The 22,214-nt window shown below is 41.1% G+C and carries 28 protein-coding genes and 1 tRNA gene; 18 read left to right on the top strand and 11 right to left on the bottom strand.

Annotation, left to right across the window (positions count from 1 at the left end; translation table 11 throughout):
- The first annotated feature begins 9 nt into the window (after positions 1-9).
- From HZA77_02040 to HZA77_02005, 8 genes are all read left to right on the top strand, one after another.
- Positions 10-756 (top strand): hypothetical protein, encoded by a 747-nt coding sequence (locus HZA77_02040; GenBank protein ID MBI5374183.1) that lies wholly within the window; start codon positions 10-12, stop codon positions 754-756.
- 96 nt (positions 757-852) lie between these two features.
- On the top strand, positions 853-1,776 hold the full coding sequence (locus tag HZA77_02035; GenBank protein MBI5374182.1) for a hypothetical protein: 924 nt from the start codon (positions 853-855) through the stop codon (positions 1,774-1,776).
- A gap of 21 nt (positions 1,777-1,797) precedes the next feature.
- Entirely contained in the window at positions 1,798-2,847 is a 1,050-nt protein-coding gene (locus HZA77_02030) for a site-specific integrase (protein MBI5374181.1), read from the top strand.
- Between the two features lie 12 nt (positions 2,848-2,859).
- A tRNA-Arg gene (locus HZA77_02025) sits at positions 2,860-2,933 on the top strand.
- Between the two features lie 166 nt (positions 2,934-3,099).
- Positions 3,100-4,920 carry a KUP/HAK/KT family potassium transporter gene (locus tag HZA77_02020; GenBank protein ID MBI5374180.1) on the top strand — a complete coding sequence of 607 codons (1,821 nt, stop codon included), beginning with the start codon at positions 3,100-3,102 and terminating at the stop codon, positions 4,918-4,920.
- A 241-nt stretch (positions 4,921-5,161) separates the two neighbouring features.
- Positions 5,162-5,596, top strand: coding sequence for a prepilin-type N-terminal cleavage/methylation domain-containing protein (locus HZA77_02015; GenBank protein ID MBI5374179.1), 435 nt, complete (start codon positions 5,162-5,164; stop codon positions 5,594-5,596).
- Positions 5,597-5,784: 188 nt separating this feature from the next.
- A complete protein-coding gene (locus tag HZA77_02010) occupies positions 5,785-6,684 on the top strand; it encodes an MBL fold metallo-hydrolase (GenBank protein MBI5374178.1) in 900 nt (299 codons plus the stop codon).
- Between the two features lie 15 nt (positions 6,685-6,699).
- A complete protein-coding gene (locus HZA77_02005; protein MBI5374177.1) occupies positions 6,700-7,155 on the top strand; it encodes a pyridoxamine 5'-phosphate oxidase family protein in 456 nt (151 codons plus the stop codon).
- Positions 7,156-7,170: 15 nt separating this feature from the next.
- On the opposite strand, the gene HZA77_02000 is transcribed toward HZA77_02005, so the two are convergent.
- Both HZA77_02000 and hisC read right to left on the bottom strand, forming a co-directional pair.
- The gene (locus HZA77_02000; GenBank protein ID MBI5374176.1) at positions 7,171-7,875 is read right to left on the bottom strand and encodes a hypothetical protein; all 705 of its coding nucleotides are present in this window, start codon (positions 7,873-7,875) and stop codon (positions 7,171-7,173) included.
- Positions 7,872-8,942: a histidinol-phosphate transaminase gene (gene hisC / locus HZA77_01995; GenBank protein MBI5374175.1), complete on the bottom strand. Its 1,071-nt coding sequence runs from the start codon at positions 8,940-8,942 to the stop codon at positions 7,872-7,874. Before hisC ends, HZA77_02000 begins: the two co-directional genes overlap by 4 nt.
- 16 nt (positions 8,943-8,958) lie before the next feature.
- Here hisC and HZA77_01990 point away from each other — a divergent pair, with 16 nt between their 5' ends.
- The 6 genes from HZA77_01990 to HZA77_01965 all read left to right on the top strand — a co-directional run bounded on the left by HZA77_01990 (position 8,959) and on the right by HZA77_01965 (position 13,843).
- Positions 8,959-9,978, top strand: a complete 1,020-nt coding sequence (locus tag HZA77_01990; GenBank protein ID MBI5374174.1) for an efflux RND transporter periplasmic adaptor subunit — start codon at positions 8,959-8,961, stop codon at positions 9,976-9,978.
- A 10-nt stretch (positions 9,979-9,988) separates the two neighbouring features.
- Positions 9,989-10,906, top strand: coding sequence for an ABC transporter ATP-binding protein (locus HZA77_01985; GenBank protein MBI5374173.1), 918 nt, complete (start codon positions 9,989-9,991; stop codon positions 10,904-10,906).
- Between the two features lie 8 nt (positions 10,907-10,914).
- Entirely contained in the window at positions 10,915-12,048 is a 1,134-nt protein-coding gene (locus HZA77_01980; GenBank protein ID MBI5374172.1) for an ABC transporter permease, read from the top strand.
- A gap of 6 nt (positions 12,049-12,054) precedes the next feature.
- On the top strand, positions 12,055-13,215 hold the full coding sequence (locus tag HZA77_01975) for an ABC transporter permease (GenBank protein MBI5374171.1): 1,161 nt from the start codon (positions 12,055-12,057) through the stop codon (positions 13,213-13,215).
- A gap of 62 nt (positions 13,216-13,277) precedes the next feature.
- On the top strand, positions 13,278-13,520 hold the full coding sequence (locus tag HZA77_01970) for a ribbon-helix-helix protein, CopG family (protein ID MBI5374170.1): 243 nt from the start codon (positions 13,278-13,280) through the stop codon (positions 13,518-13,520).
- On the top strand, positions 13,505-13,843 hold the full coding sequence (locus HZA77_01965) for a type II toxin-antitoxin system PemK/MazF family toxin (GenBank protein ID MBI5374169.1): 339 nt from the start codon (positions 13,505-13,507) through the stop codon (positions 13,841-13,843). Before HZA77_01970 ends, HZA77_01965 begins: the two co-directional genes overlap by 16 nt.
- 226 nt (positions 13,844-14,069) lie before the next feature.
- Here the strand turns inward: HZA77_01965 and HZA77_01960 are convergent, their stop codons facing one another.
- From HZA77_01960 to thpR, 7 genes are all read right to left on the bottom strand, one after another.
- Positions 14,070-14,972 carry a hypothetical protein gene (locus HZA77_01960; protein MBI5374168.1) on the bottom strand — a complete coding sequence of 301 codons (903 nt, stop codon included), beginning with the start codon at positions 14,970-14,972 and terminating at the stop codon, positions 14,070-14,072.
- Between the two features lie 121 nt (positions 14,973-15,093).
- Positions 15,094-15,444 (bottom strand): zinc ribbon domain-containing protein, encoded by a 351-nt coding sequence (locus tag HZA77_01955; protein MBI5374167.1) that lies wholly within the window; start codon positions 15,442-15,444, stop codon positions 15,094-15,096.
- A gap of 22 nt (positions 15,445-15,466) precedes the next feature.
- Positions 15,467-16,207, bottom strand: coding sequence for an HNH endonuclease (locus tag HZA77_01950; protein MBI5374166.1), 741 nt, complete (start codon positions 16,205-16,207; stop codon positions 15,467-15,469).
- A 244-nt stretch (positions 16,208-16,451) separates the two neighbouring features.
- A complete protein-coding gene (locus HZA77_01945) occupies positions 16,452-16,673 on the bottom strand; it encodes a hypothetical protein (GenBank protein MBI5374165.1) in 222 nt (73 codons plus the stop codon).
- A gap of 43 nt (positions 16,674-16,716) precedes the next feature.
- Positions 16,717-17,040, bottom strand: coding sequence for a type II toxin-antitoxin system PemK/MazF family toxin (locus HZA77_01940; GenBank protein ID MBI5374164.1), 324 nt, complete (start codon positions 17,038-17,040; stop codon positions 16,717-16,719).
- The gene (locus HZA77_01935) at positions 17,034-17,282 is read right to left on the bottom strand and encodes an AbrB/MazE/SpoVT family DNA-binding domain-containing protein (GenBank protein ID MBI5374163.1); all 249 of its coding nucleotides are present in this window, start codon (positions 17,280-17,282) and stop codon (positions 17,034-17,036) included. Before HZA77_01935 ends, HZA77_01940 begins: the two co-directional genes overlap by 7 nt.
- Before the next feature lie 95 nt (positions 17,283-17,377).
- Complete coding sequence (thpR, locus tag HZA77_01930; protein ID MBI5374162.1) at positions 17,378-17,962, bottom strand: RNA 2',3'-cyclic phosphodiesterase; 585 nt, start codon at positions 17,960-17,962, stop codon at positions 17,378-17,380.
- Between the two features lie 26 nt (positions 17,963-17,988).
- On the opposite strand from thpR, the gene HZA77_01925 reads away from it, so the two are divergent.
- A complete protein-coding gene (locus HZA77_01925; GenBank protein ID MBI5374161.1) occupies positions 17,989-18,606 on the top strand; it encodes a phosphoribosylanthranilate isomerase in 618 nt (205 codons plus the stop codon).
- Between the two features lie 11 nt (positions 18,607-18,617).
- Here HZA77_01925 and HZA77_01920 read toward each other — a convergent pair whose 3' ends face one another.
- Positions 18,618-19,106, bottom strand: a complete 489-nt coding sequence (locus HZA77_01920) for a metallophosphoesterase (protein ID MBI5374160.1) — start codon at positions 19,104-19,106, stop codon at positions 18,618-18,620.
- A gap of 94 nt (positions 19,107-19,200) precedes the next feature.
- Between HZA77_01920 and ruvX the strand changes: the two genes are divergently transcribed.
- From ruvX to HZA77_01905, 3 genes are read left to right on the top strand one after another with little or no spacing between them, the layout of a single operon-like run.
- Positions 19,201-19,626, top strand: a complete 426-nt coding sequence (gene ruvX, locus HZA77_01915) for a Holliday junction resolvase RuvX (GenBank protein ID MBI5374159.1) — start codon at positions 19,201-19,203, stop codon at positions 19,624-19,626.
- A 2-nt stretch (positions 19,627-19,628) separates the two neighbouring features.
- Positions 19,629-20,648 carry an endolytic transglycosylase MltG gene (mltG, locus tag HZA77_01910; protein MBI5374158.1) on the top strand — a complete coding sequence of 340 codons (1,020 nt, stop codon included), beginning with the start codon at positions 19,629-19,631 and terminating at the stop codon, positions 20,646-20,648.
- On the top strand, positions 20,635-21,879 hold the full coding sequence (locus HZA77_01905; GenBank protein MBI5374157.1) for a U32 family peptidase: 1,245 nt from the start codon (positions 20,635-20,637) through the stop codon (positions 21,877-21,879). Before mltG ends, HZA77_01905 begins: the two co-directional genes overlap by 14 nt.
- On the opposite strand, the gene HZA77_01900 is transcribed toward HZA77_01905, so the two are convergent.
- Positions 21,876-22,166, bottom strand: coding sequence for a c-type cytochrome (locus tag HZA77_01900; protein ID MBI5374156.1), 291 nt, complete (start codon positions 22,164-22,166; stop codon positions 21,876-21,878). The genes HZA77_01905 and HZA77_01900 overlap by 4 nt on opposite strands.
- Positions 22,167-22,214 lie beyond the last annotated feature (48 nt).

Below are 22,214 nucleotides of genomic sequence, written 5' to 3'. Positions count from 1 at the left end.
GGAGGGGAAATGACATTCTTTGAAGAAATAGAATCACTAAGCAACATATCCATGATTCTTTTGCAAAAATTGGAACACGAAACTGTATATGTAAAGGAATTTATTGAAAAGGAGTGCGAAAAAATTCAAGAAAAAGGATGGCTTGAACAAAAAGGCGATGAACCTTGGTTAAAAACGTTTAAGCGGAACAATTATGTGTTGAAAGTCGCCTTTATTCATGCAAGAAAAGGAGAACATATCACAGGCGCTGATCTGGTTTTTGAACTCAAAAATAAGAAAATTGTTTTTGTCCAGTCAAAGAAAGTTGGTTCTGGCGGAAGAATACATTTTAACAGGTTTCAATTACAAAAATTAATTGAACTTGAAGCGAAAATTTATGGCTTGTTACCGCTAAACTCATTTAGAGATATTAATGAAACTAAGCGTATCCCACCATACTTATTATTGGCTTGTTTGACATCATGTTATCCACCACTTAAAGCAACGTTTTATCACATAATTATGAAAGAGACGGAACAAATAGAAGAAAGATTTTTTCACTCCTCTGAAGTATTATTCACAATCGCAAGTAATAAAAGCGTTCATCAGAAGGAGTTTCTAAATAATGGGTTGAAACCGGATGAATTTCAAAAAATGTTCTGGGAATGTAAAATAGGAGGTCCTGATATTACGGAAAATTTAAAAAAAGATGTTTTGCACCTTTACTCTTTATATACAAATCGTTTTATTATATGGCTTGATATAACCGTCAAATAAGTCTTCTATTAAACAGAAGGATTAACAATTAATAATATAGAAAAAAAAGTTAAGTCACCATACATTGGAAAATCCATTTATGTAGATTTTAACATTTTGCAATTTATTATTAAGCCCTCTGATAGAGAAAATCAGAAAGAAGATTGCGCTGTTCTTCAAAGTTTATGGGATTATTTCCAAAATAGTCAAATTAATTTAGTAACAAGTGGCGCAGATACTCGATTAGAAATTTATCTGGGATTGAAAAGTCAGGGTTGTGTTATTAGAAATTTTAGTCAGATTGAAAATGAACTTAAAGAGTTTAGAAAATGGTCACAAGTTGATAATGCATCAATTGATAAAATACAAAAGATTTTGGGAATATATAAGGAAATAAAACATCTTAAACTAATGCTCCATCCACGTGCAGGTGATTATGGTGCTGGCGAAGGTCCTGCAGGTGCAAGTGATGATAAATATGGAACTCTGAAGTTAATAAAAAACAAATTATTGCCAAAAGGAAAATCCTTAAAAAAATTACCTTTAATTCAAGATCAGGAAATTATTATTTCTGAGTGTTTGAAACTTCTTGTTGAATGCTATGCGACATATTATCCATCTAAATGGGGTTACAAAATCCCATTAGATTATAATGCACACTGGGATACGCTTTCATCAATATTATGCAAAAGTGGTTTGCCAACTGACATTAAGAATAAAGCGGTGCGAAATCTTTTTTTAAAACTTAACATAGTTGTATCTTTGTGGTTCCAATTAAAAAATAAATTGCGATTAGATAAAAAAGAAATAGATGAATTAATAAAAATAGGGCTTAAATCTTTAGATTGGGATCATAGTCAAAGAGAAAGAGATGCACGACATATTTTCCATTGTTTAATCCATCATATAGATTATTTTTTAACTATGGATTATAAGAGCATAGTTAATCCTATTAAAAGAAATCTACCTAAATATGAAAAAGAATTATTTCTAGCAGGATATGAATTTAAAGTTATAACACCAAAAGAGATTTTTCAATAATATTGATATTTTTAAAATCCTATGGCTATCTTTAAAAAAGGCGACAACTGGTACATTGATTACTACGTTAAGGGTAAACGCAAACGGAAAAAAGTTAGCTCTTCTAAAAAGCTTGCTGAGCAGGTTTTAATGGATGTTCATGTAAAGATTGCCAAAGAGGAATATCTCGGTGTCTATTCAGATCGAAAAATAGTATTTGAAGATTTTACAAAAGAATACCTCGACTACTCACGAGCAAACAAAGAACCCTCGTCATATAAACGCGATTGTCTAAGTATATCAACGATGAAAAAAACATTTGAAGGGCATTTCCTTTTTGAGATCACTCCACAGATGATTGAAAAATATAAGGCAGAGAGACTTAAAAGTGTCTCTCCAGCTACAGTAAACAGAGAACTTTCCTGCTTAAAACATATGTACACAAAAGCAGTCGAGTGGAAGGTCGTAACAGCAAGTCCATTGAAGGGGGTAAAGCTTTTTAAAGAACCTCCGGGTCGGTTGAGATATTTAAGTGCGCAGGATGTCGAGATCTTGCTTAAGGCGTGTTCGAATCATCTTAAGCCCATAGTAGTTATGGCACTTAATACCGGGATGCGTAAGTCTGAGATTTTAAATCTTAAATGGTCTCAGGTTGATCTTAAGAATAGGAAGCTTTCTGTTATTAAGACTAAAAACAATGAGGTACGTGTAATTCCTATTAATGAAACGCTATCTAAGGAATTGCATATTCTTTCAAAGAATGTTAAGAGCCAGTTTGTTTTTTCAGACGAATTTGGAACTCCATTCGGTGATATTAAAAAGGGATTTGCGGCGGCATTAAGACGCGCAAAAATAGAAGATTTCAGGTTCCATGATTTAAGGCATACGTTCGGTTCGCATATGGTTATGAGCGGAGTGGATTTGAGAACGGTTCAGCAGATAATGGGACATAAGGATATTAAAATGACTATGAGATATTCGCATTTATCGCCTGAATATGTACAGGATGCCATCAGCCGTTTGGATTCTGTATGGACACTATTTGGACACCAGACAAAATCTGAAAATCTAAAACCAAGAACAACTCATTGATTTATAATGTGTGGGCCCGTAGCTCAGTAGGATAGAGCGGCGGATTCCTAATCCGTAGGTCGGGTGTTCGAATCACCCCGGGCCCATTTAATTTAGTTTAATTAGATTTAGTTTAATAGAGGAAAAAGAATATTTTTTTATTTCTCAGTCCATTTAAGCCTTCCATGCTTTTCTCATTAGTTAATTAACCTCTTAAACACATGGAAGAGCGCAATAGCGGACATATGACGATAGGTTTTTTGAGGTAGTTTAATGAAGCAGCACGAAGAAGAATCCTACTGGGGCGGCATCATCAAAGCTCTGGGATTGGTTTTTGGAGACATCGGAACCAGCCCGATATACACACTCACCGTCATTGTCATCCTCACCAAACCATCACAGGAAAGTATCTACGGCATCATCTCCCTGATCGTCTGGACGCTGGTAATTCTGGTCATGGTTGAATATGCCTGGCTGGCCATGAGCCTGAGCCGCAAGGGTGAAGGTGGGACTATTGTTTTGCGAGAGATCCTCGTCAGATTGATCAAACCGGGACGCACGCTTGCCTTTGTCACCTTTCTTTCCTACGTAGGTATATGCCTGCTGCTAGGCGACGGAGTCATTACTCCTGCCATCTCCATCCTCTCGGCTGTAGAGGGTATTACTCTGATACCGGGGCTGGAAGATACCTCGCAAAATATCCTGATCTTTATCGCCGCTATCATAGCCGTCGGACTCTTCATAATTCAAGGAAAGGGAACCGACAAGGTAGCCCGGGCCTTCGGCCCGTTGATGTTGGTCTGGTTCTTTGCACTGACACTATCCGGTATATTCTCAATCATTGAGCATCCCATTGTTCTCAAGGCACTTAACCCCTGGTATGCCGTCCGGTTTATGTATGATAACGGCCTGGCAGGTTTCTTCGTACTCTCCGAGGTAATTCTCTGCGCCACCGGCGGTGAGGCACTGTATGCTGACATGGGACACCTGGGTCGGAAACCAATTATCCGGGCATGGTACTTCGTATTTGTAGCACTGGTTGTAAACTACCTGGGGCAAGGCGCTTTCATCATTAATAACCCGAACGCTACCAATATCCTTTTCGGCATGGTTCAATACGAAGTTGCCATACTCTACATCCCGTTTCTGATCCTGACAATCATAGCTACAATCATCGCCTCGCAGGCGTTGATCAGCGGGGTATTTTCCATAGTTTACCAGGGAATTAATACGCGTATTCTGCCGCTGTTGAGGGTTAGCTACACTTCTACTTACATGAAATCACAAATCTATATCAATTCCATAAACTGGGCCTTGATGGCAGCGGTGATCATGATCATGCTGATTTTTAAAAAATCAGAAAATCTGGCGGCGGCTTACGGATTGGCGGTAACCGGTACAATGACCATCACCGGAATCATGATGACCATGATCTTCGCGCACACCAACAAAAAATGGAAGGTGCCGATAGCGCTGCTGGTAACTGTGGCAGATCTGGCATTTCTGATCGCCAATCTGAATAAATTTTCCCACGGCGGCTACTGGTCGATCATTCTGGCATCCATTCCTTTCATCACTATCCTGATTTGGACCAAAGGGCAGCAGGCTCTTTACCTGGCATTGAGGCCGCTTGACTTCGACACCTTCAAGATAGCCTACAGCCAGATCTATGCCAAAGAAAAAAATATCCCCGGAACCGGCTTGTTCTTCGTCAGAGAGTGGAGCGTTATTCCCCCCTACCTGGTTCATTGCATTATCCGCTCGAACATTATTTACGAGCGCAATGTATTGATCTCCATTGTCCGCACAGATGAATCTTATGGACTGGAAACCAACCTTAACATCGGGCTGGCTCCTGGTCTGGATGAAATCGAAATCAGAGCAGGCTACATGGAAATATTGGATATAGAGGGAATTCTCAAGAGCAACGGCATTACGGAAAAAGTCATTTTCTACGGTATCGAAGATATTGAAACCAGTAATATTGCCTGGAAACTCTTCTCTATCATTAAGCGCCAGACCCCCAATTTCGTACAGTTCAACAAGCTGCCCTCTGCCAAGCTTCAGGGAGTTGTGACAAGAGTGGAAATGTAACCTTCTGTTTAAGAACACCACAAACATGACAAAAAAAGTCACTTTCACGGACTTTTTCTGTCTTTATATTAATGTTCAGATGCGATATTTTTCCCTGTCCAATGTTGCTCCAATCAGATAACTCACTTATATTTAACATGAAAATTATCTTATCAATATCTTTTACTTTTATGGCACGACATTTGCGTTACTAGATTTTAATTTGTAAAAAGAAAAAGAAGGTGCTGATATGACCAACAAAATAAGAGCTACAAAAGGTTTTACTCTGATCGAGCTCATGATTGTTGTAGCTATCATAGGAATTCTTGCTGCAATTGCCATCCCAAATTTCTTAACCTATCAGGCTAAGGCAAAGCAGTCTGAGGCAAAAAACAATCTTTCAGCTATTTACCTGGCAGAGGTATCATATTTTGGAGAACATGATGCTTTCTGCACTACTTTTGCTCAGACCGGTTGGGTTTCAGGTGGAATTACAAGGTATGAATATTTCCTTTCAGCTACCGAAACAGCGGGCTCGGTAAGCGGACTTACTATGCCTGCCGACGTAGCGGTAGCCACAAAAAGTTTTACCATTGGAGCAACCGGCAACATAGATTCAGATAACACATATGACATATGGACAATGAACGACAAGATGTCCCTGGTCAATGTTACCGACGACGTAACAAATAATTAATTCTTACCTTTCACCATTTTACTTATACGCCAACCTCATTAGTCAGTAATCATATTATTTAGAACCGGTATTGACTATGAAATTATCCCTATATAATCCCGGATAGATGCCATTAATAATTTATATTTTTTAGTCAAGATCTCCTTAATCTTGACTAACTTACCCGCAACCATATAAGAAAAGTTAAGATGAAAAAAATAAAAAGTATCATAGGCGGCGCGGTGCATGTTCTGGGAACTCCTTTTATCCCTGTCTATCTTATAAAAGGAAAAGATTATGCCATCATTGAAGGCGGACTTTCCATGATGTGGCATATCGTAAAACGTCAGTTGTCAAATCTTAACGTGGAAACACAGGACATAAGCCATCTCCTCTTCGCCCACTCCCACCTCGACCACGTAGGTATGGCAAGGCTCATGAAAAAAGAAAACCCTAACCTTCATATAGCAGGCACAAAAGAAATTGCACAAGCACTTGCAGCAGAAGTTTACAATGATTCCATGAAAAGGATGGATGAGAATTTTGAAAAAATATTGAACCTCAAATTTCCGCCTGACCACGAAGCATCAAGAAGTGAGAAGATAAATGTGGATGTCATCCTTGAAGAAGACAAACCGCTTGACTTAGGGAATGGGATAAAGATTGAGGTCATTAAAACCCCCGGCCATTCCCCTTGCAGTACCTGCGTCTATATTCGGGATAAACAGACAATGTTCATAAGCGACTCGGCAGGGCTTATTCTTTCAGGAACACAGATGATGCCTATGATTTTCTACAGCTACAAAAAACTTATCTCATCCCTTGAAAATCTCTCAAAATATGATGTTGATACCATATGTCTCGGGCATTTCGCTGTCATTGAGGGAGCAGATGCAAAAGATTTTTTCAGAAAAGCAAAGTCTGACGCCGCAGCATTCAGGGACTTCGTGCTGAAAGCCTATGAAAACAAAAAGGAGATAGGCGAAGTTGTAAAGCTCCTGGAACCTGAATACAAGAAAGGAAATGTGGCAAGCCTGCCCGATATTTTCTTTGAGGGCTCTGCACAGACAATGGTAATAATATTATTAAGAGAAGAAGGAATGATTTAATAAAAGGGGATTATCATGAAAAATATGGATAATGAAGAAATTGAAAAACTTATGACAACCGTCGGAGATGGTGTCCTTGCGCTGGCAGAAAACAATGTGCCTTACTGTATCCCTTTCGGGTTCGTTTATATTGAAGGGAGGGTTTATCTTTCAATGTTTCCCATGGGGAAAAAATGGGAGATGTATAAAAAAAATAACAAGGTCTGTTTCAATGTTTTCTGCTGGAAGGATGATCACAGCGAGTGGTACTCGGTAGTCATTGACGGGGAAATGGTACAGGTAAAAGACCTCAAGGTAATTGAAAAAGTTGTCCTGGCAAACATGAAGAAGGTCGGGCTTGACGAAGCACATCTCCAGAAGAGAATGGCTTATTATGAAAAGAACATAGATAACCCTAAAGGTGTTAAGATATTCAGGATAGAAACTGAAAATATGACCGGAATGAAAATGCATACATTGATAGGCTCTTAACAGGAACAACTATTTTCAGAACACTATATCAAATACCTTTCCGGTATTTTCTTCACCGAAAATGCTAAGCATTATTGGATAGCCAGGATCGTTTTCCTTCATGAGTTTTCGTACTCCTTCCTTCTTCCGTTTCGAAAACTTCCTGTCTTCAGCATAGGTTGAAGGAACAGCTTTCCTCAGCAATTCAGTATAGGCATTACAATAAAGCGATAGAACTGCCGGAATTTTCGGGATACCCTCATCAGTAAGCTTGAGCAATGTCCTGTATGGCGACATCGTCCAACCGACTATCGAGGAAAGAGGGAAATCTTTTTCAGTTATAGTCTCTTTTAAAATCTCTAACGTCTCTTCTTTGATTTCAGGAAGAAGATTCAGATAACGCTCCGCATAATCCGGCCAAACTACAATATCCATGAGCGGGATGAAATCAAGGATTGAGACATTCATTCCGGGCATTGCAGTAAGATTGCACCAAAGTACCGGAATATCATAGTAATCAGCAGGCCAGATGATGACAGATTCTTCTGCAACTGACATTTCGTGGACTTTGATTGACGAGAAAACAACTTTTTCGATTTTTTCACCATCAAACACTTCAAGGTCAATCGTTCCTCCGGGAACTTCTATCCTCTTTAACCCCGGCTCTATCGCGACCGGTTTCAGTCCCAAAGACTGAAGACTTTTCTTTGCTGATTCAATGAAATTTGTACCTGTTGTCATTTCTCACTCCTTTTACAAAGCTCCGTCATCGCTTTAATAAAAATGCGGTTTTCTGAAACCGTGCCTACTGTTACGCGAAGGCAGTCGTTTAAAAGTCCTTTTTGATTAAGATTTCGTATCAGTATTCCCCGTTTTTTAAGCTCGTGATGTAAAAAGCTGCTTTTACCCTCTGCCCTGAACAGAATAAAGTTTGCTTCGCTGTTGAAAGGCAATATTCCCGGCAGTTTCCTGAGTTCTTTGAAAAGATATTCACGCCCCTTGATTATTTCATCAATATGCTTCTGCATGGTTTTTTTCTTACTTGCAAATACTTCGCCGCAAGCCTGTGAAAAGGAATTAACATTAAAAGGAAGCCTCACCTTTTCTACTATACCTGTCACTTCAGTGTTGCTTATAAGATAACCAAGCCTCAGACTGCTTAAGCCTATCTTGGAAAAAGTTTTTAAAATTACAAGGTTCCTGTATTTATTAATTAAAGGCAGAAATGTTTTGCCAGAAAAATCCCCGTATGCCTCATCAACTACGACAATCCCTTTAAATGTTTTTATCGTTTCAAGGATCGTCTCCCGTGAAAAGCAGTTCCCTGTGGGGTTGTTTGGATAGCTGAAAAAGACTATGGAGATTTTCCTCTCCTTTAACATCTTAATGAATGCGCTCCGGTCAAGTTCGAATTTTTCTGTAAGCGGTATTCCTGTTCCATTGCTTCCAAGACAATTTGCAATTATGCCGTACATGGAAAATGTCGGAACCGGATAGAGCACATTATATCCGCGGCGTCCGAAGGCTGCGATTAAATAAAGTATCAGCTCATCAGAACCATTGCCAAGCACAATCTTGTCAGAAGTCACAGAGAGTGTACGCGATATGGCTTTTTTAAGATCATTGCCCAGCGGGTCAGGATAGCGGTTGAATGCAAGCTCCCCGGCTTTTTTCATTATCCCGGCTTTTATCCCCGCCGGGAGCTGAAAGGGACTTTCATTGGCATCAAGCATCACCGGAAAGCCTCTCTCTTCAGGCGCATAGGGCTTAAGCTTCAATATCTGTTTTCTTACAATTTCTTTGATCATAAGAGAATGTTTATATATGAAAACTGTTACCATTAACAGGATTTTATGTTATAAAAATATCATGAGATTATTTCGTATTATATCTGTTATTCTTTTTTCTCTTATCACACTATCAGCCTGCGAAAATAAAGAATCTGCAAGCTCAATCATCAAAGCAACAGGGACCATCGAAGCAACAGAGGTTGAAGTTCGCTCAAAGGTGGCAGGTACAATAGAGCAGCGTCTCTTTGACGAAGGGACACAGGTCAAAAAAGGCGACCTTCTTTGCTCATTGGACATTGAAGAGCAGCAGATTAACCTTGAAACGCAAAAGCAGCGAGCTCAAGCTCAAGAAAAAAAGTATGACCTTTTGCGCAACGGATACCGCAAGGCTGAAATAGAATCGCAGGCAGCAATCGTAAGCGAGTATAAAAACAGCTTTGATGAAGCAGAGCGCGAATACAAAAGGATAAAAGAACTTTACGAAAAAGCCGTGGCATCAAAACGCGATTTCGATAAAGCTGAAACCGACATGAATGTCTGGGATAAAAGGATAAAAGAAGCGCAAGCCCAGCTTTCTATTCTCAAAGACGGATACAGGAAGGAAGACATCAATTCCGCTCTTGCTTCCACCAATGCCGAACGTTCTGCCCTTGGTATGATAGAGAAATATATTCGAGATGCAAAGATCACTGCTCCTATCGACGGGACAGTGACAGAAAAACTTGCAGAAAAAGGGGAATTCATAAGGGAAGGCTCACCTGTTGCCCTTATCACAGACCTTCAGGATATATGGCTTACAATCTACATACCTGAAACTGACTATGGCAGGATAAAGCTCGGTCAAGAAGCGTCAGTCGAGATTGACTCTTTCCCGGGGAAACGTTTTTCCGGAAAGATAATCTACATCTCGAAAGATGCAGAGTTCACCCCAAAAAATGTCCAGACACAGGCGGACAGGGTGAAGCTTGTATACGAAGTAAAAGTAAGGCTCGATAATAAAGACGGATCATTCAAACCCGGAATGATCGCCGACGCATACGTAGAGACGAAGTAACAAAAGGGCAATGCCAATAATCAATACATCTTCTCTTACCAAGATCTACGAGAAAAACATCGTAGCTGTCGACACCCTCAACCTTTCAATAAATGAAGGTGAGATATTCGGACTTCTTGGTCCCAATGGCGCAGGTAAAAGCACAGCAATAAAAATGCTCTGCGGAATCATTAACCCCACATCAGGCGATGGCGATGTGATGGGCTTTTCGCTTTCCCGGGAGAGGGAAAAAATAAAAGAAAAAATCGGCTACATGTCGCAGAAGTTCGGGCTCTATAATGACCTCACCGTTTATGAGAACATGCGCTTCTACGCCAACATCTATTCTACATCGCGCAATGAGGCAAAGGACAATGTCAGCTTTGTAATGGAAAAATTCGGCTTTGAGCAATACCGCAGCACAAAGGCTGAAAAACTCTCGGGGGGATGGAAACAGCGCCTTGCTCTATGCTGTTCAATCGTTCATAGACCGAAGCTTCTTTTCCTTGATGAGCCTACGGCAGGAGTTGACCCTGTATCAAGACGCACCATGTGGGATTATCTTTACAAACTTAACAGCATAGGGACAACCCTTTTTGTAACAACCCATTATATGGAAGAAGCAGAACGATGCACGCGTATAGGATTTATAAACAACGGAAAGCTTCTTGCCTGCGATTCCCCAGATAAACTAAAAGCAGGAACCCTTCCCTATAAAATATTCGCAGTAAAAACAAAATCACTAAGCCGTGCATTCGAAGTTTTAAAGCATATCGCAGACATCGAAGATTCCAACATTTATGGCGACAGTATACACATAGTGACAGGCTCACCTGAGAAAGTATTGCCTGCTATAGGGGCAGAGCTTAAATCTTCAGGGATAGAGCTTGAAGGGATAGATGAGATAGCCCCTTCAATCGAAGACATCTTCGTTTATCTTTCTAAATAAATGGGAAGATGAAAAACATATTAGCAGTCGCACAAAAAGAGCTGATACACATCCTGCGCGATGTCAGGGTGCTCTACATAGCGCTTGCCTACCCTGCCTTTGTGCTTATCCTTTTTGGATTTGCACTCAAGTTCGACATAGATAACATCAGCTTCGGAGTATGCGACTTTGACAGGACATACGACTCAAGGCGGCTTGTCACAGCCTTTGAGAACTCCGGATTCTTCGTAAAGCACAAAGATGTAAAAAGCATAATCGAATCGGAAGAAATGCTCCGCAGGGGAAAGCTCAGCATGGTGCTTGTAATAAAAGAAGGCTTCAGGGAAAAGCTTATCCGCGGTGAATCTCCTGAAGTGGGGTTAATCGTTGACGGCGCTGATAACAACAGTGCAAATCAGGTAAGAGGTTATGCAAATTCAATAATAGAGGCATATTCGCAAAAAGCTCTGAGGAAATATTTTATCAGTGCGGCAATGCAAGCCCCGAAGGACACGCGCCCTGTTGAGATAGCCTCGCGCTTCTACTATAACGAAAATCTCGACAGCCGCCATTTTTTCGTGCCCGGCCTTCTTGCCATCATCATACTCGTAGTAACCACAATGCTCACTTCGCTTACAATCGTAAAAGAGCATGAAGTGGGCACCATTGAAAGCCTGCTTGCATCGCCATTAAAAAGGTACGAGATACTGATAGGGAAAATCATCCCTTACTGCGGCATTGCAATTGCAAATCTTTTAACTGTCGTTGCCGTAGCTTTCATTGTCTTTGATATGCCCTTTAGAGGAAATGCAGTTGAGTTTGCCATTGTATGCTTTCTCTTTCTTTTACTTGCGCTCTCATTGGGAATACTTATTTCGTCTATAACCCGCTCCCAGCAGGTGGCGTGGCTGTTAAGTCTTCTTGGCACGATGCTTCCTTCATTCCTGCTTTCAGGTTACATCTTCCCCATCGAGTTAATGCCTCGGTGGATGCAATATATAACAATGTTAGTGCCGGCAAGATATTTCCTCCCTGTAATAAGAGGGATAATCTTAAAAGGTACGGATATCACAAACCTTCTTGGCAATGTCATTCCGCTTTTTGTTCTGGCGGTTCTCTGCTTCATAGTGAGCCTTATAAAATTTAAAAAGGTCATTGAGTAAATTCAAATGTTAAACAGGATATTGAGCGTTGCATTAAAGGAGTTAATACAGATACGCAGGGACCCGCGCCTTTTACGCATCATGCTTATGACTCCCATAATACAGCTTATGGTCTTTGGCTATGCGGCGACTCTGGATATAAAAAATGTCCCTGCCGCCTATATTGATTACGACAAGTCAGCGCAGTCCAGGGATTTTCTGAGGAAGTTCTACTCATCAGGGTATTTTACTCCGCGCGGTGAAAGCGGAGGAAGGCGTGAACTTGACTTTGCCCTTGAAACAGGAACAACAAAAGTCGGGCTCGTCATATCAAAAGGCTTTTCACGTCATATAGCCCGCGGCGATAGCACAAAGATCCAGTTACTCGTCGACGGCGTTGATTCAAATTATGCAAGGGTAGCGGAAGGCTATGCAGGGCGCATAGGTAACAGCTATTCGGCAGAGATTTTAAAGAGCCGTTACGGGACAGAATTTTATAATTCAGGGAACAGGCTTTATTACTCGTTTAACAAGACGGGTGGAAACATAATAGATTTGAAGGAGCAGGTTCTTTACAACCCGGAGCTTGAAAGCAAAAACTTCATGGTGCCGGGCATTATAGTCATGGTGCTCCTTGTAATAACAATGATATCCACTTCCGTCGCCATAGTGCGCGAAAAAGAGCTTCAGACACTTGAACAGTTGATAGCAACACCCCTTTCCGCATTTGAGCTGATAATAGGAAAGCTCATCCCTTTCACAATAATAGGGCTCATCATGGCATCAACTGTAATATTAATTGCCCTTTTCTGGTTTGGTGTGCCATTAGTGGGGAGCGTCTTTCTCATGTTTCTCCTTATGCTTCTTTTTCTTTTCAACACTCTGGGGCTTGGGATTCTCATATCAGTTTTTTCGCGCACACAGCATCAGGCGATGATGACAGCCTTTGTTATAATGATGCCGTCAGTCATACTCTCAGGGATGATATTTCCCATAAGCAACATGCCAAAAATCATTCAGCTTGCAACTTATATAATCCCTGCCCGCTATTTCATGGAGATACTGCGCGGCATAATGTTAAAAGGGGCAGGCGCAGCAGACCTCTCTTTCCAGATTATCTGCCTTGCACTATTGGGAATGACAATCTTCCTCACGTCACTAATGATGTTCAAACGAAAGATGAGGTAGATAATTAAAAAAATTGACAGAATATAAAAGTATGATATATGGTAATACCAAGAGGTAAATCTATGAGCAAGGCAAAAATAGCAATAACACTTGATGAAACTATTTTAGATAAAGTGGACAGACTTGTGAGGAAACATATATTTCACAACCGCAGTCAGGCAATCCAGGAAGCTGTTGAAGAAAAAATAGGAAGGCTCGAAAAAAGCCGTCTTGCGCAGGAATGTGCCAAGCTTGATCCACGCTTTGAAAAGGCCCTGGCAGAAGAAGGCTTGTCAGAGGATCTATCTGAATGGCCCGAATATTAAGAGGTGAAATACGTTGGGCCGACCTCAACCCTGTGCGAGGTCATGAGCAGGCAGGCTACCGTCCTGTATTAATTCTAAGTCAGGATATTTTCAACGAACGGTCAGGGACAGTAATCGCAGTTGCCATTACCAGCCAGCAACAGCGTGCAGGATTCCCACTTACCTTACACCTTAAAACTGATTTGTTACCAAAAGAATCATGGATAAAAATAAGTCAAATCAGGACTCTCTCCGTAGAAAGAATAGGAAAAAGGATTGGTCATATCTCGCCTGAAATCATTGCACAGGTTGTCGACGGACTAAACGAGATTTTAGGAGCATGATGAAACGTACATGCAATATTTTCCCCGCCACATTTTAAGCGTCTGCTATGGCTTGATATCGAGGGAAAACAGATCTTAGGCAACTCCCATAATAAAAATCGCCCAGTCAAGAAGTTTACTCATAATTTTACTCACATTTCTACGAAATGTAACATGATTATCCTTAGTTGTATTCTAATGGAATAAAGGCTGTCGTATGGCATCGCCCACTCACTGCAACGCAAGCTCAGTCAATAGTAACAAAGATTGTCCCTCGATCTGCAGTGCCGTTCCAACTCAGTAAAATACTTTTCTCGAAGTCACAACCAGTAGTGTAGAGCTCTAATGGACGATACGCAACCTCTCGCGCATCGAATACGCGAGATGGAAAACCCGACATCGAAAGAATCAGCTCGTAACCACAAATCCACAATCCCATTCCGGTTAACCGGCCCCTTCCTATTATTGCCCGTAGTTGCAATCCACGTGGTCCTTTAAATAAATAACCACGAGACTTACACACATAGAGTCCTTGTTCATTAGGAAACTCTGCCTCGCCAAACAAAATACGTAACCAATAGTCCGGGATTGAAAGATCAGTGTCAAACTCAAACGATAGATTATTTGAATATGCTATTCCACAAAGAATCTTGAGCAACCAACGTTCGAGATCATGTCCGCTGAATAAATGGATCAACTGCTGACCACTACCAGCTGCACCTTTTTCGTCAAAGACTTGAAATAGATGGACGGCAATTGCATCTAAGTTCGACAGTGCTGAGTTGTGACGTTTACAAAGTACTTTTGAGGCGAAAGCATTTGGGGGCAAAACCTGTTCCTTGCCTTTTGTCCATGGTAAGCCGCCTACTCTGAGATCATTATCTCGATTCAAGTAGTGAAGTAGCGAGTTGGAAAAATAATGTTCGCGCGACAGCTCACGATCACAATCAGCCAAACAATTAGCGTAACACGATTTGAGAGATTCTCCTGTCTTCGGAGCCGGAGGTAAAGTCGAAGCTGGAATCTTATTTAAACCTGTTGCTGTCAAACAACATTGAGAAGTGGATTTCCTGCTACCGCAAGGGCACGGGAAATGAGGCGAAACTGAAAAGCGCACTTCACTACCGACAACGCTACGGAACGATTTCATACTGTTTCACCCCTATATTGCTACAGAGCCCTATAATTTATTTGTGCTTCTTTACTCAGCGAGATTACATGAGGCTGATGTCAATGTTGTCACGAAAGTAAATATCAAACCCATTATTGTTCTATTCATTGGTAACTTCAATGGGCTTGTCAATATTTTCAAATTTGCTGCCGTCCATGCTTAGTTTTGATCCTTTGGCAACACTTATGCCCGTTTGAAAGTTCCGAAAGCTACAATTCTTAAATTTTACACTTCCTCCTGCCAGGCGTACGGCAGTGCTTCGTGATTTGCCTGGGCAATCTGGATTAAAGGTTTGTGGAGCAACAGGCCCAACCGTATTGAACCTACTTATGATCCGTTCTGTTGAGGCCCCGCATCTACCGCAACTTGTTACATCATCCCGCAATATGATTGACCGCAAAACTTCAGTAATCGCACCGCAATCGAAACACATATATTCGTAGACTGGCATCTCGTCCTCTCGCTTGAGGCATTCACGGTAAATTGAACACTGCATCCGCGCTAGCCACTTTTGAACCCTTCATTTGAATCTGAGTGCCATCCACCGACAGAAGCACAGTTCCATCATTGTCTATCGAAATGCCCGTATTCTGAAATACCATTTTAAGATACTGTATTTCTAATCCATGTGGAGGTCTGGCTTTCAGCCTAAGCATAACCTTACGAGATTCAGTGCGGACCTCAATTGTCTGACCAGATACTTGCAGGTCCCAAATACCAGTTGAGCACCTCCACTCGTTCTGATAAATCTCAAGCTCTGGTTGACCATTTAGGGCAAAAAATTTAGCACTTAAAAGAGGAGGTGCCTCTGCATCCTCCGGCGCTTCAATCGAAAACCATTCATCCCCAGTGCTTTTTCGTATAACACAATGGACATCTGCAAAACAATTATCTCCAACGAACAGATCGAAAGGTGCTTTGAAATCAAAAGCATCCCTGGCATAGCCCTGAACAAACGTCTTTGGGGTTTTGCGCGCTTCCAGAATCTTTTCTTTTGACCAGATACCTCTAGTTACATGATCATGACACGTACCGCACAGGAGTGCTATGTTCTCTGGATCGTGAACAGTGGCATCGGAAAATGGCGGATCAATATGTTCGTACTGCGCGATAGCTAGACCACAAATGACGCACCCAAATCCACATTCCTGGCGAACTCGCCGACGAATGTATTCTGGAATATCTCGCCCTAATCCGTGAATATTCTTAGTAATGAGTCACTCCTCCTATTATTGGTCCAATATTCTTTTTTATACTTATTAGATACTTAATAAAAGTATATGGGGTTATTAAAGGCGATGTCAAGATTGTCATTTCGTACATGATTCAAAAGCCACTTTTACTCATTATTTCTGGATCCCCTTTTTCAAAGGGATAACAAAATAAGAAAATAAGATGGCAAAAAAAGAAACAGAATAAATCAGCGGAACAGTAAAAGACGTTTACAGAAGTGAAATGTTATGCTGTCGCCAATTCTAATTTTTCTTTTGTGATATGAGGCAACCGTATAGGTGCAAAGTATCCTTCCGGGTATAGATACTCTTCTCCTGATTCATCAATAACTCTTCTTTGGTGATGAGTCTCGGCTACCCTATCTGTCAATACTTCATATAGTTTTCTGATTTCCAGCGACGCTTCATAACCGCGATTATTTACGCATATCATGAAATGTTTTTTCATAGTTTTATCCTCATAAATATCTTTTGATTTTTATTTTCCGGACTTAATCTACGAGCATCTCTTTTATAACTAATTTTATAGACTTAATGGTATTGACGTCAACAGCGCCTAGTTTTGTAATCAGTCTTTTTTTATCAACAGTTCGTATTTGATCCAATACGACCCAGCCTTTTTTCCGTTTAAAATTAACCGGAACACGCGTAGGATATAAATGTGATTGAGTTGTCATGGGGGCAATTATAACCGTAGAAATATTGCGGTTCATTTCATCGGGGGAAATAATAATGCAGGGGCGGACTTTTTTTATTTCATGTCCTGTTGCAGGATCAAGAGAAATCAGAAAAACATCATATTGCTTAACTACCATTCCCATCCTTCCATGCTAAGATCCATATTATCATCAATAAGCATCTTATCTTCTTTGTTATCTCTCATCTTCTTAAAATGCTCATCCCATCCCTTTCTTGCTATCTTCTTTAAAGGCTTAATGACAATATTCTCTCCATCCATTTCCAGAAGAACTTCATTCTTTATCCGGCACTGCTCTAAAAATATTTTAGGAATTCTGACCCCTTTGGAATTCCCGATTGGCACGATATTTACTTTCACTTTTCCATCACCTCCAATGTAATTATATTGTAATTACAATAAGCATGTCAAGAGCAACCAATGGTCGTTCACACAAAATGCCTTTCTCCAATATGCTATGATTTGTTTTTTAGCCTCGCCTCCCCAATACATTCATATTTTGCGCCGGAGGGGAGGAGTGTGCTTTGCATGAGGTTGATGTTGGCGACATTCACAGTGCCAAATTCCTGAGATGTGTATTTGTTTACGAAGTTTTGGATTTTATCTCCCTTCTGGGGAAATTTAATTCTTGCAAGAGTGAGATGGGGTTTAAAGTCCCGTTCCTCAATCTCAAAACCTAATCTGGAAAGCCTTTTGTCGAGCTCTTCTTTTATAAGAGTAAGCGCATTGTTGCCGTCAGTGTGAATGCCAACCCATACTACACGAGCTCTTTCCGGATTGGGAAAAGCACCGGCACCCGCAATCCTTAGAGTGAAAGGACTTATACCGGAGACAGAGGCTTTCATTTCATCAATGATCTGCGGGACAAGCTTTTCATCCGTGCCTCCAAGGAATTTTATTGTAAGATGCATGATATCAGGGTTTACTGGCTTCACTCCAGGAACGATGTTCTTAAGTTCAGCAGTTAAAGAAGACATTTGCTTGCGGATGTCTTCGCCGATGTCTATGGCAATAAAAAGACGAAGTGATTGCTCTTTCATAATAAGAATTCTATAATTAATGCACTATGAAAATCAAGATTTGCGGAATAACAACTATCGAAGATGCGCTTTTTTGCGTTGAGAACGGAGCAGATGCGCTGGGCTTTATTTTTTACAGGAAAAGTAAAAGGTTCATTGAGCCTGAAGCGGCGGCGCAAATAATCAGCCGTATACCGCCATTTATAAGCTCGGTCGGCGTATTTGTTGATGAAGAGCGAAGCACCATATTGAATATTCATAACACATGCCATCTCAATGTCCTTCAGTTCCACGGCGATGAAACTCCTGAATATGTCCAGTCGTTCGCAACCCAGAAGGTCATAAAGGCAATAAGAGTAAAAGATGCAAACAGCATTAAGTCCATAAAAGACTTTAAAGTTTCTGCATTCCTCCTTGATTCCTATGTTAAGGGTGTTCAGGGAGGAACAGGAGTTACCTTCAACTGGGCTTTGGTTGAAGAGGCAAAACAATACGGCAAGATAATATTATCCGGCGGGCTCAATCCGGGAAATATAAAAGAGGCGATCCTGAAGGTTAAGCCTTATGCTGTAGATGCATCAAGCTCCCTTGAAACAGCACCGGGAATAAAAAACAGGGAACTTGTAAAACAGTTCATTGAAGAAGCGAGAAAAGCCGGGGGATAAAAAAGCGGCAATCAGAGCTTCACTATCTTTGCGTCCAGTTTATCCAAATCCAAAATAGCAAGTGTCTTCTGATGTGTTACCCATCCGCTAAGCTCGCCGGGATTTAAGAGGAGCTTACCTTTTGTTTTTTTTACGACATGCCTGTGCGTGTGCCCGTAGATTACAATATCAAAGTGCCCTGAAGCAGAAACAGGGATGGCGATGCTGTCCTTATGGGTCATGAAAACGCTTCTGCCATCAAATTCGTAATCTATAAGGTCTTCGCAGATCTCACCGCCAATCTCTGAAAAAGCCTGTTTCAACCCGAGCTTTTCTCCATCGCAGTTTCCGAAAACTGCGTAAACCTTTTTGCCTCCATTTCCCAAAGCCCTTGCTGTAAAAGGAGACGTGATATCTCCGGCATGAAGGATGGCTTCGACATCCTCCTTTTCAAACACTTTTAGTGCCAGCGCTATGGCATCGAGGTTGTCGTGAGAATCTGAAATAACTCCTAATTTCATAATAACAATATTTATTTGTTAAAAATTTGATATTATTAATATTTATAACTATGTAGAATATCAAAATAATAAAATTATTTACAATAGGATATTTATGAGAATACTCGGACTTGACATAGGGGACAGACGCATCGGCGTTGCCGTAAGCGACGAGGGGATGCTTATTGCGCGCGGACTCGATACGATTCAAAGGAACATGGACAGGAGAGAAGAAAAAGAACTTCTCGCGGTAATGGAAAAATTCGAGGTAAAAAGGGTTGTATTCGGTTTGCCCTCCGACTTCCACGGAAATGCAGGCCCGCAGGCTGAAAAGACCCTCGCATTTGTAGACTCAATCAAAAAAAATACTGACATCCCCTTTGTCCAGTGGGATGAAAGATTCTCAACGCAGGAGGCAGAGAGAAGCCTCATTGATGCAAACATAAGAAGAGAAAAAAGAAAAATGCTTAAGGACAAGGTCTCAGCCATACTCATACTTCAGGGATATCTTGATTCGCTGGGGCCTGCAGACAGGGAATAGGAATGAAAAAGGTTTTCCTTGTTTTTCTCATACTTATTATTGCCGCTGTTTTATGGTCATACCGGATATACGACATCTTCACAAAAACCCCCATTTCATCAAACCCCAAAACTGCGATAATAGAGGTTCCTGAGGGAACTTCGTGCCGGAAGATCGCAGCAATATTAAAAACCCAAGGAGTAATATCAAATGCATTCCTTTTCAAGGTAATGGTAACTATTGAAAAAAAGGCAACCATACTGAAAGCAGGGGAATATGAGATACGCTACAACCTTTCACCCTACGAGATAATGGAACTTCTCGTAAAAGGAGAAGCCCGCAGGTATTACATAACTTTCCCTGAAGGGATCACAAACGATGATGTTGCTGACCGCCTTGAAAGCAAGGGGCTCATAAACAGGAAAGTGTTCCTGACTCTCACAAGGGACAGAAAATTCATTAAATCGCTTGGCTTTGATGCACCGTCACTTGAAGGTTATCTATTCCCCGACACTTATGCCTTTACCAAACGGAGCGGCGAAAGATTTATTTTAACAACAATGACAGGCAGGCTCAAGAAAGTCATAACTCCCGCGCTCCAAACTATGATTAAGGAAAATAATTTCACACTTCATCAAACACTGACCCTTGCCTCAATGATTGAAGAGGAGGCTCATTTAAAACAGGAAAGGGAAATGGTATCCGCAGTTTTTCATAACCGTCTCCATAAAGGGATGCTTTTACAATGCGACCCTACCGTGATGTATGCGCTAAAAAAATCTTCACCTTCCATTACAAGAGCAGACCTGAATTATAACTCACCTTATAATACATACAAATACACCGGGCTTCCTCCGGGGCCGATAGGCAACCCCGGAGAGGATTGCATCAAGGCTGCATTGAGCCCTGCAAAGGTCGGTTATCTCTTTTTTGTAGTTTCCGGCAACGGCGCTCACAAATTCTCAAACACATACGCAGAGCATCTTGTTGCGGTGAACAATTACAGGATGATGAAAAAGGCAAGCGAGAATGCAACTAACTAAACCTGAACTTTTAGCCCCTGCCGGAAATATCGAGAAACTTGAGACAGCCATACGTTTCGGAGCTGATGCAGTTTATGCCGGGCTTTCAGGCGCAAGCTTAAGGAGCATATCAGAATTCAGCATAGAAGATTTGAAGCAAGCGGTAAAATACGTGCAAAGCAAAAAGAAGAAATTGTATCTTGCCATAAATATCTTTGCCTTTGATGATGACATAAAACATTTAAACGAAATCCTTCCGGAAATAAATGCAATAGGACCGGATGCACTCATTGTCTCAGATCCGGGAATAATAGATGCCATTTCCGTGGCAGGGATAAAAATCCCGATCCACCTGAGCACGCAGGCCAACACTACCAATGCCTCATCAGTGAGATTCTGGAAAGGAAGAGGGTTAAGCAGGACAGGTCTTGCACGCGAATTATCACTTTTGCAGATTAAAGAGATAAGAGCCTCTGTAGAGGGGATAGAGATTGAAGTTTTTGTGCACGGAGCTCTGTGTCTTTCATATTCGGGGCGCTGTTATCTTAGCCAGTATCTGAACAACAGGAGCGCAAATCGCGGTGACTGCACGCAGCCTTGCAGATGGAAATACAATCTCATGGAGGAAACACGGCAGGGAATGTACTTCCCTGTGGGAGAAGATGAAAAAGGAACATTCATAATGAACTCCAAAGACCTTTGTCTGGCAAGGAAGATACCTGACCTGATAAAGGCGGGAGTGAATGCATTCAAAATAGAGGGACGGAACAAGACATCTTATTACCTTGCCAATGTGGTGAGGGTTTACAGGGACATAATAGACAGGTCTTTCGAAGAGGGGGAAAACTTCAGCTTCAGGGATGAATGGATGGAGGAACTGTTAAAAGTAAGCCACAGGAATTACACAGAAGGATTTATTTCAGGGGACGAGAGCGACTACATTTTCTACGATGACCGCTATGTAAGAAAGTTCCTGCCTGTGGGGAAAATAACCGGAATCACTAAAAATGGATTTAAAGACAGCTCTCAGGAAAAATTCGCAAAATTAGAGGTGCGAAATAAGATTGAAAAAGGAGACGAGCTTGAGTGTATTTCTCCGGGAATGAAATCTGTGACATTCACGGTTAATAACCTATATCTTGAAAACGGAAGCGAGGTTTTAAAAGCAAACAACGGGATGGAGATTTTAATCGCCATCCCGTCAAAGATATCAGCAGGAGATTTCCTGAGAAAAAAAGAGCTTCTTACTTAAATATGGACAAACTTCCATATTTTTTTAATGGTTGTGCTTGAGAGGCTCTTGAATGCCGGCATTCCTTCTTTACCGCTTTTCACTGCTTTTTTGAAACTGTTAAATGATTCACTGCGGATATCAGGGCCGCTTGCACCTCCACCTTTAGTACCATGACAACTTTGGCACTTTGATTTGTAGAGGCTTTTCCCGCTTGCCGCAAAAGCATTTTGTTCTGTCACCACCTGAAGCACTCCAACTGCAGCAATCAACATCACAACCATTGCGGTTGTAAACATCTTTTTCATTTTTCTATCCTCAAATATAAAAGTTTAAATACTGTTGATTTATAAACC

It is taken from the genome of Candidatus Schekmanbacteria bacterium (genome assembly GCA_016219965.1).
Classification (GTDB): domain Bacteria; phylum Schekmanbacteria; class GWA2-38-11; order GWA2-38-11; family J061; genus JACRJM01.
The sequence above is the reverse complement of the archived record's forward strand: the minus strand, read 5'-3'. Positions and strand labels throughout refer to the sequence as shown.